Genomic DNA, 16,529 nt, shown 5'->3' with positions numbered 1-16,529 from the left:
GGAGGTGAGATTGCTTTGATTAATTGTTTGCAAAATCAAATACTTCCATAAAAAGAAAAATCTGCGGGAATATTCCAACAAGTCCTTTATTAATCTAGTAAATCCTTCGCATGTTCAATTGGAACGACAAGCCCTTATGCTTTTTCTCCACTTTTCAACTAATGATGGTTCATCGAGTAATTCTTAACCATTTGATTATCGTTTATAGTAAATGTTTCTTATCATGGTTCATCTCTTTATATTGTAACAATTCGTACATAGAAAAAGAAGAAAGCCCTGTAGAATTTCTCTCTACAGGACTTCATTTCTTATCATTTCATCAGACAAAAATAGTTATGAACAAGAGGGACAGTTTACTGTCCCCATGTCCCATTATCGTGTTGCTGTTAGTTTTGTACCTGTTTTAATCGTATTACCGCTAATATCTACCGCATCTGCATCTGCTTTTACTTCAACTTCAACTGTTCCTGTAGCAAAGCTCATGGTTGGAGATGTTATGACATATTTTGTTGGATCGGCTGTATCTTTTGTGACTTGTGCATCAGGAACTGTTGCACCATTTACTTTAATCAATAGGTCACCAGCATCAACCGGCTGACCTGCAGCTGTGCCAAATGCTTCACTGAAGGTTAATACAAGGCTATTTGCAGCATTAATGGAAGCTGATTTTAACTCTGGTTTTAAATTATCAGTTAAGGATGCAGTTACAGTCACTTGGTTCATCATATTACCTGCTAAATCATGAACATCTTTAACCGTAATTAACTTAGTTCCAGAACTTGTTATTGAACCAGCAGGTAAGGTAACCGTTGCTGTCTTCTTATCCGTACTTAAATAAATAGTTGAATCAGATGGGATTGCTGAACCATTAATTAGGTAGTTAGCAGGGTTTGTTGCTGACCCTACAACAGCGCCACCTTTAACAGGTTCATCAAATTCAACAGTGAAGACTCCTTTTGTTCCACTCTTTTCAGCAACGTTAACTACAGCAGGTGCAGTTGTATCAGTTGTAGCTGCTGCTCCCTTTGTAAAGGAAATATTTTGTGTTGCATTATCATTAGGAGTGTTCGCTTGATCTGAGAATGCCCCTGCTTGGACATTTAATGTATATGCGCCATCAGGTAAATTGGAAGCATCAAGAACAAGTGTCTTAGCTCCTGCTGTAATCGCATTTGGTGCCAATAATTCTTTTGCACCAGATGCTGATAAAGTTGTTCTCACATCATAACGAACTCCATTTAAGTCAGTGACAAACATATTAGCCGAATAGCTAGCAGCAGCTTTAGCTCCTAGTGCTTCAGAGAATGTTAATGTGACATCACCGTTTTTGTATTCAGCTTTTTGGACTGTTGGTTTAATGGTATCCTTCACAAATGAAACGGTCTGTTCTTTATTAACTCCGACATTATTTTGAGCATCCTTATATCCTTCGAGGACAACCCTTATGTCAGAAGAGTCTTCACCAGCAGCATAAACAGAGCCATATGGTAATGTAATTCTAAACGTTTTATTATCATTATTGACATCTGTCACTGCATCTGGAGTCAGTGGGGTTGTTCCTTTATACACCTTTAAGGTAGAGCCATTAGCAAGATCTGCACTTAGATTTTCGTCAAATGTAATTTCAAAGACATTTTCGCCATCAACTTTAATAGAACTTACAGCTGGAGCGACATTGACAATGGAATAATTGAAGTTTGTTGAATAAAGATCCATTGTATTTCCTACTAGATCCTTTGCCCCCGAAACGACAATTGTGTAGGATTTATTATTTTCTAGACCTGCTATGACTGGATCATTAGCAGCTAAAGTAACTGTACCATCTGCATTAACGGTCACATTTGCAGCAGTAAGATTTCGTTCATTAATGACAACAGTTGGTTTCGTAGCCGGGTCTAATCTTTCATTAAAGCTTAAAGTAATACTTTTATTTTCGGATGGCTTTACAGATGTAACAATTGGCTTACCTGTATCATTAAAGGCTAGAATATTCGCCTGATCCGCTCCTAGCTTATCACCAGTAGCAAGTAGGATGTCCTTTTTAGCCGTTATTTGATAATGGGTATTGTTTGTTAATAGTTCACTACCAATTGCCCCAGTTGCTGCAAGCTTAATAATAACGGTTTTCTTATCATCTTGAAGTGTAGCTGTATCGCCGCCTTTTAAATCAATATTGTTAATTGAATAATTGGCTATCGTTTCTGCAGATGCTTTATCCAGCTCTTTGTTAAAAGAGATACGTATTTCATTTGCATTAATTGCTGCTACTTCTTTTACTGATGGCGCACCAAAATCAAATTCAAAGTCTTTTCCGTTAATATTGATTTTTCCGGCTTTCCCACTTAAATCCTCATGAGTAAGGGTATAAGTTTTCCCATCTGCACTTGCAGCAACATTAGTAGGTGTAATGGTTTTGCCATCTACTTTAACAGCAAAGTTCTTAGCTGTTAGTCCTGTTTTTGCTTTATCTAATGTAACAACTGTTGTTGTAGGGCTAGTCACAGTAGCGGACGCTACGTCTACAACCGCTGGATTTGCTTGTTCATATACATCTAAGCCACGCTTTACATACTTCGCAAAGTCGGCGCGATCAACTTGGTCTTTGGCACGATCGATATCAGCTTGGGTTAATACTCCGTTTTGGAAAGCGACGGTGACTGCTTCTTTTAAGGAAGTAGAAACTTTAGATGTGTCTGGTGTTGCAGCTCCAGGTACGGCTTTTAAGCCATATGCGCTAACTAATGCTTTAGCAGCTTGTTCTAATGAAAGAGCTTGCTCACCATGGTATTTTCCATCTTTATATCCTTCAAATACACCTTTTTGACCAAGTGCTTGTGCAGCTTCATAAAAGGTTGAATCCTTATTAATTTCAGGGAACTTTACTGTGTCAGTTGGTTTTAATCCTAGTGCTCGATAGAACATAAGTGCAGATGTTCCTCGATTAATTTTTTCACCAGGCTTGTATGTTCCATCTTCAAAGCCTTGAATCATGCCACGTTCTTTTAAATCCTTAATCGCAGCTAATGTTTCTTGGTCTGTTACTCCAGTTAGGTCTGTAAAATCACCTGTAGCAGCAGTTGTTTGCGCTGTTAGTTCAGCGGCTTCTGCTTTGTCACCTTTGAAGAGGCCTAGAGCAGGAGTCATTGCAAACGTTGTAACAAGCATGGAACCAACCATAACCTTTACTGTTGCATCTTTTAGGTTTGGAAATTTCTTTTTAACGTAACTAGCTATGGAACGATTTAAATCCTCATCGGAGCCTTTTTCGCCTAACTCCCGAGCGAATTCGGTCAAACTTGGATCTAAGTATAGATAAATCGTGGTTTGATTACCTTCTTGCTTTAATTCGTGACGAATAACTTGCAACACTATAATCCACCTTCTTTCAAAGTTTTCAATAACATGATTCCCAAAAAATAAATGTTTATGTGCAAAGTAGACAAAAATACCGTCAAATTATTTGCGCAATGAACCACCACCTGAAAAGAATAATGAAGTTAAACTGACGAAAACATATCTGTCATTTAGTAGTCCACAGTTTGCTTTCTAATTATTCGTATCAATGATAATTTTTTAAGTTTCTCTTATATAAGCTGCTGTATGAATGTCATTCCGAGCATAATTTAAGAAAGTTTTTGTAAAATAAAATGAAATGAAGTAATCAAATTTAAATTGAAGAAAGCTTTTAAATTATTTAATGGAAGATCACGTTGTCCCCAATATCAAACCTTAGTGTACAAATGCCATCCTTATATAAAATTGATGCCTTTTAATTTTATCTAGCTCCAGGCACCAAATACTCGAAGTCAAAAGTCAATCTGTCATGAAGGTTAAAGAACAAACTTCACACCAGTTTATCTTTTACTTTTCAACGATAAGTGGGTACTTTCCACTTTTATGTTCTTTGTGACAAAATCCGACAATTTTCTATAAAATTAAGTGCATAATTACGATTTTCGTTTATAATATTGAGATAGGATTCTATATATTAGAAATAGTTAGATAGAGAGAAAGGGTTTTAGAGGAGAAATGTGGAAGAATTGTAGTTTCAAAGTATTGTTTATCTGTTTTGTCATCGTTTTTTCCATGCTATCAATTGAAAAAATAGCATACGGGGCGGAAAACATAAATCAAATTACCACCGAAAAAACAGTCCCGGTATACGACCAAATCGATGGCAAATCGGTCATCATCGGTCAATTATTAACAGGTCAGACGTACCAAGTTTTAGATGAGGATGAAGTTAATTATTATCTTCCTTTCGGAAATGGTACAGGAATCGTGAAAAAGGAAGCTTATATAAAAAATGTCTTAAATGAAGGGCTTATCTTACCTACACTTTGGAAAAATTCAAACAAAGTAGTCATTACGAAAAAGTCAACTTTCATTTTTAAAGAAACAGCAAAAGGTAGCCAACCGATTGCTGTCATTAATACAAATATTCGTTACCCGATTGTAAAGAAAATAGGGGATTGGTATTTAGTTAATGTGGCGGGTCAATCTGGATATATACATGGCAGTAATGTTTATGAGGACACAGGAATACCTGTTTTGATGTACCATCATATGCTTGAGGAACCAGAGGACACACCTTTCAATACAAATGCGATGGTCATTAAAGTTTCATCGTTTGAGCTTCAAATGAATTATTTGAAGAATAACGGCTGGAGAACTATTCTTTTAGATGAGTTAGAGGATTATTTACTTCACAAACAGAATTTAACGGGGAAGGTTGCTGTAATCTCTTTCGATGATAACTATTTATCACAATTAATGTATGCTTACCCGATTTTGAAAAAAAATAATCAAAAAGCTGTTTCATTTGTGATTGGTGGAAAAACGAGGTCAGCTGAGCTACCATGGGACCCGCAAATACTGCAGCATATGGGTTTTCAACAAATGAGGCAAACAACGGACGTCTTTGATTTCCAACATCATACACTGTTGATGCATTTACGCGAAAGGGAAACACAGATTCCCTATTTAATATCCAAATCACAAGATGAAATAGAAGAGGATCTTGTGGAAGGGAAGAACTATATTGGCAAAATTTACGACGATCCAACAAGGATTAGATATTTAGCGTATCCCTTTGGTCAATATGATAATGAGACGATTGAAGCAGCAAAAGTGGCTGGTATCCGATTAGCTTTCACAACCGAAACCGGAAATGTTAAACTAGGGGATCACCCTTATAAATTAAAGCGGCAGGGAATAGGACCTAATCACTCTTATGTTGATTTTATTAGAAAGATTAATGGATTTTATTAATATGTGTTTAGGTGAGTAATATAAAAGAAACGGCCAGAGAGCGTTTTCGCCCATTCTGTCCGTTTCTTTTTCTTTGAGTAGATATATGTTTTAAATTATTCTGATTTTTGCTCTTGTTGCTCTGGCTCTTCTGGATTAGCTTTTTCTTGTTTAGGTTCCTCTTTTTTAGGTTCTTCTTGTTTAGGTTCCTCTTTTTTAGGTTCTTCGTTTTTAGTCTCTTCTGTTTTAGGTAGCTCTTGCTTAGGTTCTTCTGTTTTAGGTTCTTCCTTTTTCGATTCCTCTTGTTTAGTCTCTTCTTTTTTGCCTTCCTCTTTCTTATCTTCCTTATCTTTAGCTTCCTTTTCCTTCTCTGCTTTGTCTTTCGCTTCTTTTTCCGCTTTCTCCTTTGCCTCTTTCTCTGCCTTTTCCTTCTCTGCTTTATCTTTCGCTTCTTTTTCCGCTTTCTCTTTTGCCTCTTTCTCTGCCTTTTCTTTCTCCTCTTTATCTTTAGCTTCTTTTTCTTTTTTCTCCTTTTCGTCTTTTTCTTTTTTCAATTTCTCTTCTTCCTGGATTCTTTCCTCAATTTGCTGTGCGATATCTGACATTCGATTACTTATGTCCACTATGGCGCTCATTAGACTTTGGTTCGCGCTTTCAAGATTACTAATGTTTGCGTTAAGTTTCTGGATGTTATCCTTAACCTGGACAATTTGGCCATTTGCTTTTTCAATTTCTCTATCTAGGGAGGCAATTTTATCTTCGTTGGTGGCTGAGTAGCCTTTTAATTCAGTAGTAATTTTTGAAAAAAAGTCAGGTTCATATGTGCACTCCTCAAGTGCCTTTTTTTCAGATTCATCTAGGAATGAAATGATTTCTTTGATTTCTGCATTTTTGGCTTCAGCTTGTGCTTTTGCATTCGGGAAAATTTCGGAAGCTAAAGCTTCTAGTTGTCCAATCGTTCCTTCCAGTTGTGATGCTATTCCTTGATATTCATTAATCTGCTGTTGATTTGCGGAAATGTTACTTTCGTACGCACTTATGATTGAATCAAAATGGGATTGAAGAGATTGGAGTCCTTCAATTGAAGAAGTGTCTCCTGAATACGAAGGAGGGGAGATGTCGTTTCCTCCAGTGCCGGAAGTTCCTCCACTAATCGTTAAGGTGATTGCTGCTACATTCATTTCTGCTGCTTTTGCCAAGATGGCACTAATATCTTGTTCCATCTCCTTACTAAGCATGATAGCTTGCTCTTTAAGATCTAGGACCGTTTGTGGAAAAATAAAGCAAGCTTGAAATTCCATTTCTTGCTGATCTGTATCAACATATTGTCCATACGTTGGACTAATCATTTTTGAGCCACCTAACAAAATGGATGAACTAGTCACACTTATCATAAATATTTTTAAAGCCCGCTTACGCTGATATTTCTTCATTCTCATAAATCTTGATATTCTAGGTACCATTTCCAGCCCTCCTTTTTCGCTATATAGAATGAAAGTTGGTTATAATAATCATAATTATACACTAATCACATGATGATTCATAGAAAAAATTCTTTATAAAGAACAAAAAACCTTCATTTGAAAAGTTATCCATTAACTATCCTATTTTCAATCACTTTCCTATATCACCACTTTTGAACTTTTAATCCTACATATGTCCTATAAGGGTCGAAAAAAGTATCAACTAAACTACCAAATTACGAAAATAATGTCGAATTACTTGGTTTTATAGCAAACTACGTTATAATGGGAAGAGTAGTCTCTTTTTTTCCAAATTAAGTATATTGCCAGAATAGAAGTTAGGAGTTGTTTTACAGTAATGAAGAAGTTAATAGTTTCCATGACTTTACTATGTCTTGTATTCAGTCAAGCTTTTAGTACAGTTGGAACGGTTCATGCGGCTACGAGCTCAAGCTCGGAACAACAGCTTACCCCCGGTATTAAGCTAGTCAAACGTTCTACAACTGTCTCCGATAAAAGCCAAACAATCCATACGGTTGATATTGATCTGCAAGATCCCTACACAACGATCGACTATGGAGTATCCAATCCAATAAATAAAGTATCCTCAGTGACAGAGTTGTCCAAGACGAATACTGTTGAAAATCATCATGTTGTTGGGGCTGTGAATGCATCATTTTTTAATATGTCAACTGGTGCTCCAGCTTATCTACTAGCAAAAAACAATCAGATTGAGAGTTTAGGAGCGGTATCGAATCTCAATAATGATTTTATGTTTACTCCTGCAGCCTTCGGTATTGATAAAAATAAACAAGGTTTAATTGATAAATTCAATCTGAATATAGCTGTTACGCATAATAATAAAACTGTACAAATCGATTCTTTTAACCGTAATCGGAATACAAATGAAAGTATTCTTTATACGAGCGGCTTCCGCTTCGGTGAAACACGCACAAGTCCAATGGGCTTAGAAGTAGTCGTAAAGAAACTAGATAAACCACTTGATCCTGGTGCAACCTTTGGCGACACAATATCAGGTGTAGTAACAGAAATTAGACCATACGGAAGAGAGTCAAGTACCGTCATTCCGAAAGATGGATTTGTCCTATCCGCCCACGGTACGAAAGTTGCACAGATTAGAGACATGAAGGTAGGAGACCCTGTCTCTATTAAAATTGATGTCGAAGAGAAATGGAAAGACGCCTCCTTCATGCTAGCGAGCGGTCCATTGCTCGTTCAAGGCGGAAAAGTCAACATGACGATTGATCCGGCTAGCCCTCGTGCTACGCAAAGAACAGCAAGAACAGCTGTAGCAGTAGACTCTACAAAGAACAAGGTCTTCTTTGTCACAGTGGATGGCAGAACTCCTGGATACAGTGAAGGAATGACATTAAAGGAATTCGCTACATATTTAGTTAGTCTTGGAGCCTATCAAGCTATCAATTTAGATGGTGGTGGTTCTACGACTCTAGCAGCGAGAATTCCAGGTAGTCGTTATGCTTCTCTAATCAATAAGCCACAGGATGGAGTGCAACGGAAGGTTTCCGCTATTTTACAAGCTGTCAGTAACGCTCCTTATGGAGATGCGGTCTCATTTAAAGCAGCTCAAAGCATAGAAGGGAAACTGGCTATCGGTGCATCTGTCGATTTTACCATTACAGACGCTCTTGATAGTTATAATAACCTAATTCCTATAAATTATGAAAAAGTCCAATTAACTGCCGATGGTATCATTGGAAAAATCGAAAATAATAAGTTTGTCGCTTTATCAGAAGGAACAACAACTGTTGGTGTGAAATTTGGAACGACAGAAGTAAAAGTGCCAGTAACGGTAGTTGCTTCACCAAGCAAATTCGAAATTGCTCCAAGTGAGTTATTTATCGGAAAAGATGAGCAGCAAAAAGTAACAGCAAATGCATTTGACGTCGACGGAAAACCAGTGATTTTTAACTCGACAAACATTACTTGGGCTGTAACTGGAGACATTGGTACGATTGATCCAGATGGAACCTTCCGTTCAGCTTCGAAAGACGGTACTGGAACCATTACTGGAACTTTAGGCAGCAAAACTGTTACAATCCCAGTCACAGTTAGTAACCAGCCGAGACTAATCAGCGGATTTGAATCAGCAGCAGAATGGAATTCGGAAAGCATTCGTTCAGAAACGACACTTGCTTTTAATACCGTTCAAAAGCCAAAACAAGGTAAAAGCTCCTTAAAGCTAAGCTACAATTTCATTGGCAATAAAAAGGACACAACTGCATCCTATGCGGTTGCAGCAAAACGAATCCCACTGGGCGGAAAGCCTGTGGCGATTGGACTTTGGGTATACGGTGACGGTGGAAACCACTGGTTAAGAGGTCGCCTATATGATGCGGCTGGTAAAGAATTAACAGTGAATTTTACAGAAGATGGTGGTCTAAACTGGGTTGGCTGGAAATACGTTCAGGCAACGATTCCAACCACTGTGAAATACCCATTATCCTTTGATCGAGTCTATATAGCAGAACCTAATGTTGCCAAGCAAAATAAAGGATCCATCTATTTAGATAAACTACAAGCCGTGTATGAATTACCAAACCAAGAAAAATACTTTGTCACTGATACGAAAACACCAATCGTAAATGTAAATAAAAAATGGACCGTTACCTTTAATGCTGAACTAAATCCAGCAACGGTAAACAATACAAACATTTACGTTGAAGATTTGGAAGGTAACCGTCTCCCAGTCACCGTCACACCTGGTACTGAACCGATGACGGTATTTATCGAAGCACCACTTGGAGGATACGAAATAGGCAAGGAGTATCAAATTGTCGTAACCGAATTCGTTCGCTCCACAAGAGATAAACCAGTACAGAAAGATTTCTATTGGGCTTTTAAAGTGAAATAAAATCGAAGAGTTATCGCCTTTTGGGCGGTAGCTCTTTTTTCTGTTATAAACTAAAAAAGTTTCGAGCAAATCAGACATTTTCTCACAAAGAGTAGATTTAATCATTATTTAATCAAACGATTGATTGAATCGACTTGGATGGGTGGTACGAACCAAATTCATTATTAACCACTTTTGCTATAAAGTTGGCTCGAAGGATTAAGATCAATAGTAAATCGAATCCTGCCGCTAATCATGTTGTTTTTTGTAGGACGATTATAGAAGGAATCCGGATTAAAAGAACAAATATATAAATTGTTAGAATGATTACTCTATTCTGAAAAAGGGGGATGCCAGTTTATTGAAAGTCAATATTTGATAGGAGGCAAAAAAGGATGAAAAAGTTCAAATCAGTTGTACTTAGTCTCGTACTTCTACTATCTTTTATTCCAGCAGCATTAGCAACTGGAGCACAAACAGAATACTATTCTGTATTATTTAATCAAAATAGTATTCCAGCTAATTTTGCAAAAGAAGTAAATAGTTTAGGTGGGGAAGTCGTTTATACAGTCCCAGAAATTGGATTCGCACAAGTGAAAGCTTCAACAACGGCTTTTACAAAATTAAAAGGCTTAGCAAATGTTAGTGCAGCAAACCCATCCATTACATGGAATGTACCACAATCCCACAGAATCGCTGAAGAGGGAGTAGCTGCGGCAAGTGTAGACACTACTAAAGCACCTTTATGGAGTAAACAATGGGATATTCAACGTATTACTAATAATGGGGAAAGTTACAAGCTTGGAACTGGGTCTCACAATGTAGTGGTCGGTATTGTTGATACAGGCATTGACCGTGACCATAGCGATTTAGTAAAAAATCTATTGCCAGGCTCTAAGAATTTTGTTCCAGCTGGTGGATTCCAAGGAACAGAGCCTAGCGAAACAGGAGACCCAAATGCTTTCGATGATAAGCATGGTCATGGAAGCCATGTAGCTGGTTCTATTGCTGGGAACGGTGCGATGTTAGGTGTTGCTCCTGACACTGGAATTCGTTCTTACCGCGTGTTTGGTACTGGTTCGGCAGAATCTGCTTGGATTTACGCAGCGATGATTGCTGCTGCAAATGACGGAGTTGATGTCATTTCAATGAGTTTAGGTGGATTCGACGTCCTCGGACAAGCATTTTATACGGATCCGGAAACAGGTAAGAAACAACGTCTTGGAAACGACGTTGCAGATTTCAAGGCATACAAACGTGCTGTGCAATATGTAACAGAAAAAGGATCTCTAGTCGTCGTAGCTGCTGGAAATGATGGCATTAATGCAACGAATAAAGCGGCTGTTACCGATTTCCTAAATGCAGAGTATGGTGGAGATGGATTATCCTTTGTTGGTGCTGGTTTTGAAGTTCCAGGTACAATTCCAGGAGTTGTAACTGTGTCAGCAACTGGTCAAAACGACGTATTAGCCAACTACTCTAACTATGGCCCAGGATTTATTGACATCGCAGCTGTTGGTGGAGATGCAAGATTATATGATCAATATGACGCAGAAGGCAGATTTAACGAATATATTGCCAAACGCCTATTCGAAACAGAGTTCAACTTAAGTGCAAGTGATGACGGTGGCTGGTATTGGTCAATCGGAACATCCATGGCGACTCCGAAAGTATCAGCTGTTGCGGCATTGTTAATCGCTAAGCATGGAAAAATGTCACCAGCTAAATTACAAGATTTACTGTATAAAACAGCAGTAGATCCAGTAAAAGGTACAGACAAAGGAAACTTTGGCGCAGGTCATTTAAATGCATTTGAAGCTTTGAATTAATTAAGGGAAAGAGCCAAGCAGCGGTCATTCGTGTGCTTGGCTCTTTTTGTTTTGAATCTGTGGGTTTTGAACGATTTTTTCGAAAAAAAGGATAAATAATCGAAGGGAAGAATAATTATTAGTATTTAAATTGTTAGGGGGAATCACTCTGAAAAAGGTCATTGGGGTTCTATTGATTATTCTTGGTGTTTTTCTATATTTCACTGCAAACGAGCTCTTTGGAATCATTGCAGCAGTGATAGGATTAGTCCTTTTGCCAGGAAGGGGAAAGGGAAATAGAGATCACGATTATTATGATCATCACTCTTCGCATTATGATGACCATGACTATGACAGTGGTGATAGTGATTCAGGTGGAGGCGGGGATGATTAGTCCATACAATCAAACGTTTGATTGAACCTATAAAGGCCAGCTCCACTACTGGAACTGGCCTTCTTAAGATTACTAGATTTCATAATCGGTCACATTACGTTCAATCACGCGTGCACCCTTCACAGCAACAAATTTCCCAGTAGCCGTAAAGAAAACACCAGCCGCAAGAATTTTCTCCATCGCCTGCTTAACAGCAGCCTCATCAATCGGTTCCTTCGGGTTGTCCACAGCAATACGTGCCGTCCCGCCAAGCTCTGTACTAAACTGTAACTCAAGTGTTTTTGCCATTCTCATTCACCTCCTCCTTTTTGAAAAATAAACCCTGGCCATTAAGCCGTAATATCCGAGCGATCATTACGCTCTACTGCGTGAATCGGATCAACGGAAAGCGTTCCAATTGCTTGTGCTACTTGAAAAAGTTGCTCCACAGAAGCTTCCTTCTTCACATTGTTGTATGTCTTCCCTTTGTAAATCGGCTCACCCTTCTCATTCAACCCCGTTTCATACACTAAACGTAAGCTTGATTCTATTAACATTGACTGTGCCATCTTGTCTCACCTCCTTTCACCTTCTATATATAAGGTTTAGGTGGAAAAAGACAGGATAAGGAGGGGGATTTTTGTAAAAATGCACTAATTACTAAATAAATTCTGTGCCAAAACTAATCTATCGGACAATAATTGGGTTCTATCGGACAGTCACTCCCCTACTATCGGACAAAAAGTGGCGTCTATCGGACAAGTTCACAATTCTATCGGACTTTGTCACAATTGACGAAATTATATAGACTTCCCACCGCATCCATCGGGCTAATTTTGAATAGCTCGGACATCATAAACCAAGCCATTTCCTATTTAATAGATGTCCACTACGTTAACTACCAACCAAGCCATTTCACTACTAAAATCATAAGGTTGATTGAACTCCTCCTTCAGTATGAGACGTCAAATCATTCCCAATATTCAATAACTTCCCCCTGTTGCTCGATATGGTAAATTTTCACACGGTGATAATATTAACTCATCAAGCAAATATCAAAAGCAAATGCGAAAAGAGGGGGTAGTGATGAGTAAGTTAAAGATAACAGTAATGGCAGCTGTAGCAGTTTCCGCCATCTCAATTGGATCCGGCATGGCGAATCAGGATGCAGGAGGCAAGCTTCAAAGTTGGTATGATAACTTGCTAGGACAGACTCAGCAATCCGCTACAGCAGAGTTAAATAGTTATTCTAAATCGTTAGTGCCAGGGATTGAGGCAGAGAAGAATGAGTTGATTACCGATACGAATACAAGAATAACTACTTTGGCATCTAGTGAGGTAAATAGAAAGATTGGACGAATTCAAAATTATAACGGAATCTATCTTGGTCAAGTATGGGATAAACAAGAACAGTTAATTGGCGGACAGGTAGAAAAAGATTTTGATTCTTATATCCAAACAAAAAATGTTGAAGTCAACGCTTACATCACTAATCAGGCTAACTCTTTTTTATCAGAAGTTGAAAACGAGCTTGATGGTAAAGTTTCTGAAACAGTAACAGGGATAGAATCAAAGAAGCAATCAGCTGTAGACACATTGAACACGACTATTGAACTAACACAAACAAATCTCAATAAACAACTTTCTAACGAGCAGCAAACTGCTACTGAAGAGATGAAAAAAAATCTTGATCAGCAAATTGATGTAAAGAAAGAAGAAGTGGAAGCAGCAGTAAAAAATGCTGAGACTAACCAAAAAGAAGCAATAGCCACAAAAGGTGAAAATATCGAAAATGCCGCATTAAAGGATCTGCAACAAATGGTAAATAACAATATTAAAAATTAAAAAATATAAAACAATTAAAAGGAGAAATGAAAACATGAAAATCGCATTAGGAACTTTAAAAGGTAAAATCGTTGTAGGAGCAGTAGCATTTGGATTAGTAAGCGGAGTAGGTACAGCATTTGCTAACACGGATGCTGGGGGGCAATTACAATCTTGGTATAACAATCAGTTTAATGCTGCAACTGGAAAATCTGCTACTGAACTTACTAAATATGGAGTAGGCCTAGCGAAAGGATTAGAGGCAGAAAAGAATAAATTAAAAGGTGATACTGTACAAAATGTTAAAACTGCTGGAACAGATGAGGTAACTCGTGCAAATGGTGCAATTAATACTGCTGCACAAGGTCATATTGATGCAATCAATACAAAAAAGGGAGCCATTTCTTCAGGTATGAGCAATCAATTCGACCAATTTGTAAATAAGACAAATGGTGTAACAAATTCAGTAGTTACAAGCGTAGCCAAGAAAGCTCAAACTGAAATTGAAAATGCTGTTAAGGCTCAGGGTTCTACATCATTAACGTTTGTAAATGATCAAGTATCTGCAACTAAAAATGCAGCGATTGAATCATTAGGCCAAGCAATTAAGGATGCAAAATCAGAATTAGAAGGATTATTAGCTGCGGAACAAACTGCTGCAACTAACGAAATGAAAGCTAACCTTGATGCACAAATCAGTGCTAAGCGTACTCAAATCACAGAATCTATTGCTGCTTTAGAATTATTGAAAAAAGGTGAAATCACACAAAAAGGTGCATCTATCGAAGCTGCTGCTAAAGCAGAACTTGATGCTCTAGTAAGCGGAATTAACAAGTAATATTCCATAAGTCTGAAGCCCCTCCCTGGGCTTCAGACTTCCCAATTATTTTAGCCGAACCTTTATTATTAAATATTTTAAAAATAAACGTGCGTCTAAAATTAACTAACGGTGCGAAAGCGAGTGAAGTGGAAATGGAATTAACACAAACGGAAGTCGGCAAAAATGAGTCAGTCACCTCAGTAAAGAAGAATAGTGTAAAAGAATGGATAAAATTCGTAATTACATTAGTAGTGATATATTTAGTTGTAACTAATTGCATCGGTATTACAAGAGTCTCAGGCCATTCCATGGATCCAACGTTGAAGGATGGCAGTTTTTTATTCGTCAATAAGTTGTCTACTTTTATATCCAAACCTTCCTATGGTGATGTTGTTATCGTTGAAGAAGGGGGCTACCAAATTGTTAAACGTGTGATTGGAATCCCTGGTGATGTTGTCGCAATTCAAAAGGGTGTTCTATATGTAAACAATATGGCTATTCCAGAGGTCTATGCATTAGGGACTCCAAATGATATGGAACCAGTCGTTGTTGAAAAAGGATATATGTTTATTATGGGTGATAATCGTACCCCAGGAGAAAGTCTGGATAGTCGGGACCCGAATATTGGCCCACAGCCAGATAGCCTAGTGAAGGGGTATGCAAAGTTTTCCATATTTCCTTTTTACAAAATTATGAAGCCTTTAGAATTGTAAATTAGTTGAGGTGAACAAGTTGAAGAAAAATAGAAAACTAGTTATCGGTGCTTTATTAATATGTGTCAGTCTTTTTTCTTCAATGACGGCAGCATACGCGAATGAAGATGTGAAGCTTAGTATATCACAGTGGTTTAATAGGGAAGTAAACGCAATTGTTAATAACTCCGTTTCCAATATGGAAAGTGAACTAAATGCGGAAAAGGAAAGATTACTTAAGCAATTAAACGAAGACAAACAAAGGGCTATTAGTGAAGTGGAACAGTATAAAGCGCAAGAGTTGGCCCTATATAACCAAAAAATTGCCGAGATTAATAGTCAATTAATAGAAATGCCAGTAGAAGAAAATGAAATCGTTTCGACTGAAAACGGAAGTGTCCCCTTTAAAAATCCTTCAGATGAACAAGACTTAGGTGGCACAAACATGAAAGACAATGAAAAACAAGCTGGTCCGACTGAAAACACGACTGTTGAAATGGAAACAGAGAATGTAGAAAGTAATCCAAGTGCGGAACTTGAAAACGAAGAATCTGGACAATAGTTTTGAGGTGAGTCTATTGTTAATGAAAAGAAGTGAAAGAATAAAAATGAGAAACAAATATAATAAACCGAACATATTAGCAGTATTTACAATCGTAGGAGCTATGACTATTATGACCTACAATATTTCATTTGCCCAATTAGATCTGGGTGAGAGACTTGACCAATTGTATTCGAACGAAAAAAACGAAAGCTTCAATGCTCTTGATAGTTTAGTTGAACAAGAGCTAGCACTAAAAAATGATTGGCTAAAATCAGAGGTTGAATGGAATGTAAAAAAACTTGAGCCAGAATTAACAAATTTTACAGCTGGCCAAACTGAACAATATCGTCAATCACTTCAAAATCATTATCAACAGCTCTCATCACAAATTTTTCTTTCTGCTGAGAAAGAAAAGGAAGATTATCGATTACAACTGGAAACACAATTAGAAGCAGCGAAATTAAATATTGAGCAGGAGAACTTAAGAAGACAGCAACAATTAGAAGAACTTGAAGAGAAAAAAGAGCGGGAAAAATTAAAAGTGCATGAAGAGAAAAAAGATATTCCCGCACAAAAAACTAGAGAAACAGTTGTTCAAGAGCCAGAAAAGACGGAACAACCTCATAATGCTGACGGTACTCATACAGAAAGGGAGAAGGAACTCCCACCTATTGAAAATGAGAAAGAAGAGGAAATAACGCCAAAACCTGAAGAACAAACAAAAGAACAGACAAATGGCGAATTTGTAAATGTAAAAACTCCAGATGAAGAGTCGACAAAACCAGAAGTAAACAAAAAATAATGACCAGTTTTTGACGTGAGTAGACAAAAATATTCGGAAATAATGGTTCACCAACAAGTTTGGTGGGCTTTTTTGTGTTTA

General features: G+C 37.6%; 13 protein-coding genes. 9 read left to right on the top strand and 4 right to left on the bottom strand.

All coding sequences use genetic code 11. The features are described 5' to 3' along the window. Positions 1-372 precede the first annotated feature (372 nt). Positions 373-3,369 (bottom strand): Ig-like domain-containing protein, encoded by a 2,997-nt coding sequence (locus tag ACFSO7_RS02240; RefSeq protein ID WP_377874951.1) that lies wholly within the window; start codon positions 3,367-3,369, stop codon positions 373-375. A 660-nt stretch (positions 3,370-4,029) separates the two neighbouring features. On the opposite strand from ACFSO7_RS02240, the gene ACFSO7_RS02235 reads away from it, so the two are divergent. Next, the gene (locus ACFSO7_RS02235; protein ID WP_377874949.1) at positions 4,030-5,271 is read left to right on the top strand and encodes a polysaccharide deacetylase family protein; all 1,242 of its coding nucleotides are present in this window, start codon (positions 4,030-4,032) and stop codon (positions 5,269-5,271) included. A 95-nt stretch (positions 5,272-5,366) separates the two neighbouring features. On the opposite strand, the gene ACFSO7_RS02230 is transcribed toward ACFSO7_RS02235, so the two are convergent. Next, positions 5,367-6,713, bottom strand: coding sequence for a hypothetical protein (locus ACFSO7_RS02230; protein WP_377874947.1), 1,347 nt, complete (start codon positions 6,711-6,713; stop codon positions 5,367-5,369). A 358-nt stretch (positions 6,714-7,071) separates the two neighbouring features. On the opposite strand from ACFSO7_RS02230, the gene ACFSO7_RS02225 reads away from it, so the two are divergent. From ACFSO7_RS02225 to ACFSO7_RS02215, 3 genes are all read left to right on the top strand, one after another. Continuing rightward, positions 7,072-9,606 carry a phosphodiester glycosidase family protein gene (locus tag ACFSO7_RS02225; protein WP_377874945.1) on the top strand — a complete coding sequence of 845 codons (2,535 nt, stop codon included), beginning with the start codon at positions 7,072-7,074 and terminating at the stop codon, positions 9,604-9,606. Between the two features lie 374 nt (positions 9,607-9,980). Continuing rightward, on the top strand, positions 9,981-11,414 hold the full coding sequence (locus ACFSO7_RS02220) for a S8 family peptidase (RefSeq protein WP_377874943.1): 1,434 nt from the start codon (positions 9,981-9,983) through the stop codon (positions 11,412-11,414). A gap of 172 nt (positions 11,415-11,586) precedes the next feature. Next, on the top strand, positions 11,587-11,787 hold the full coding sequence (locus tag ACFSO7_RS02215) for a hypothetical protein (protein ID WP_377874942.1): 201 nt from the start codon (positions 11,587-11,589) through the stop codon (positions 11,785-11,787). 72 nt (positions 11,788-11,859) lie between these two features. Here the strand turns inward: ACFSO7_RS02215 and ACFSO7_RS02210 are convergent, their stop codons facing one another. Next, on the bottom strand, positions 11,860-12,075 hold the full coding sequence (locus ACFSO7_RS02210; RefSeq protein WP_377874940.1) for a DUF2922 domain-containing protein: 216 nt from the start codon (positions 12,073-12,075) through the stop codon (positions 11,860-11,862). Positions 12,076-12,116: 41 nt separating this feature from the next. Continuing rightward, positions 12,117-12,335: a DUF1659 domain-containing protein gene (locus ACFSO7_RS02205; protein ID WP_377874938.1), complete on the bottom strand. Its 219-nt coding sequence runs from the start codon at positions 12,333-12,335 to the stop codon at positions 12,117-12,119. Positions 12,336-12,852: 517 nt separating this feature from the next. On the opposite strand from ACFSO7_RS02205, the gene ACFSO7_RS02200 reads away from it, so the two are divergent. From ACFSO7_RS02200 to ACFSO7_RS02180, 5 genes are all read left to right on the top strand, one after another. Continuing rightward, the gene (locus ACFSO7_RS02200; protein WP_377874937.1) at positions 12,853-13,611 is read left to right on the top strand and encodes a hypothetical protein; all 759 of its coding nucleotides are present in this window, start codon (positions 12,853-12,855) and stop codon (positions 13,609-13,611) included. Positions 13,612-13,645: 34 nt separating this feature from the next. Then, positions 13,646-14,428, top strand: a complete 783-nt coding sequence (locus ACFSO7_RS02195) for a hypothetical protein (RefSeq protein ID WP_377874936.1) — start codon at positions 13,646-13,648, stop codon at positions 14,426-14,428. 134 nt (positions 14,429-14,562) lie between these two features. Beyond that, on the top strand, positions 14,563-15,123 hold the full coding sequence (gene lepB / locus ACFSO7_RS02190) for a signal peptidase I (RefSeq protein WP_377874935.1): 561 nt from the start codon (positions 14,563-14,565) through the stop codon (positions 15,121-15,123). Between the two features lie 19 nt (positions 15,124-15,142). Then, on the top strand, positions 15,143-15,664 hold the full coding sequence (locus ACFSO7_RS02185) for an HMG-box domain-containing protein (RefSeq protein ID WP_377874934.1): 522 nt from the start codon (positions 15,143-15,145) through the stop codon (positions 15,662-15,664). Between the two features lie 22 nt (positions 15,665-15,686). Beyond that, positions 15,687-16,448: a hypothetical protein gene (locus ACFSO7_RS02180; RefSeq protein ID WP_377874933.1), complete on the top strand. Its 762-nt coding sequence runs from the start codon at positions 15,687-15,689 to the stop codon at positions 16,446-16,448. Positions 16,449-16,529 lie beyond the last annotated feature (81 nt).

Source organism: Bacillus sp. CGMCC 1.16607 (genome assembly GCF_042683745.1).
Lineage (GTDB): Bacteria > Bacillota > Bacilli > Bacillales > Cytobacillaceae > Pseudoneobacillus.
This window is presented reverse-complemented; position numbering and strand designations above follow the sequence as displayed.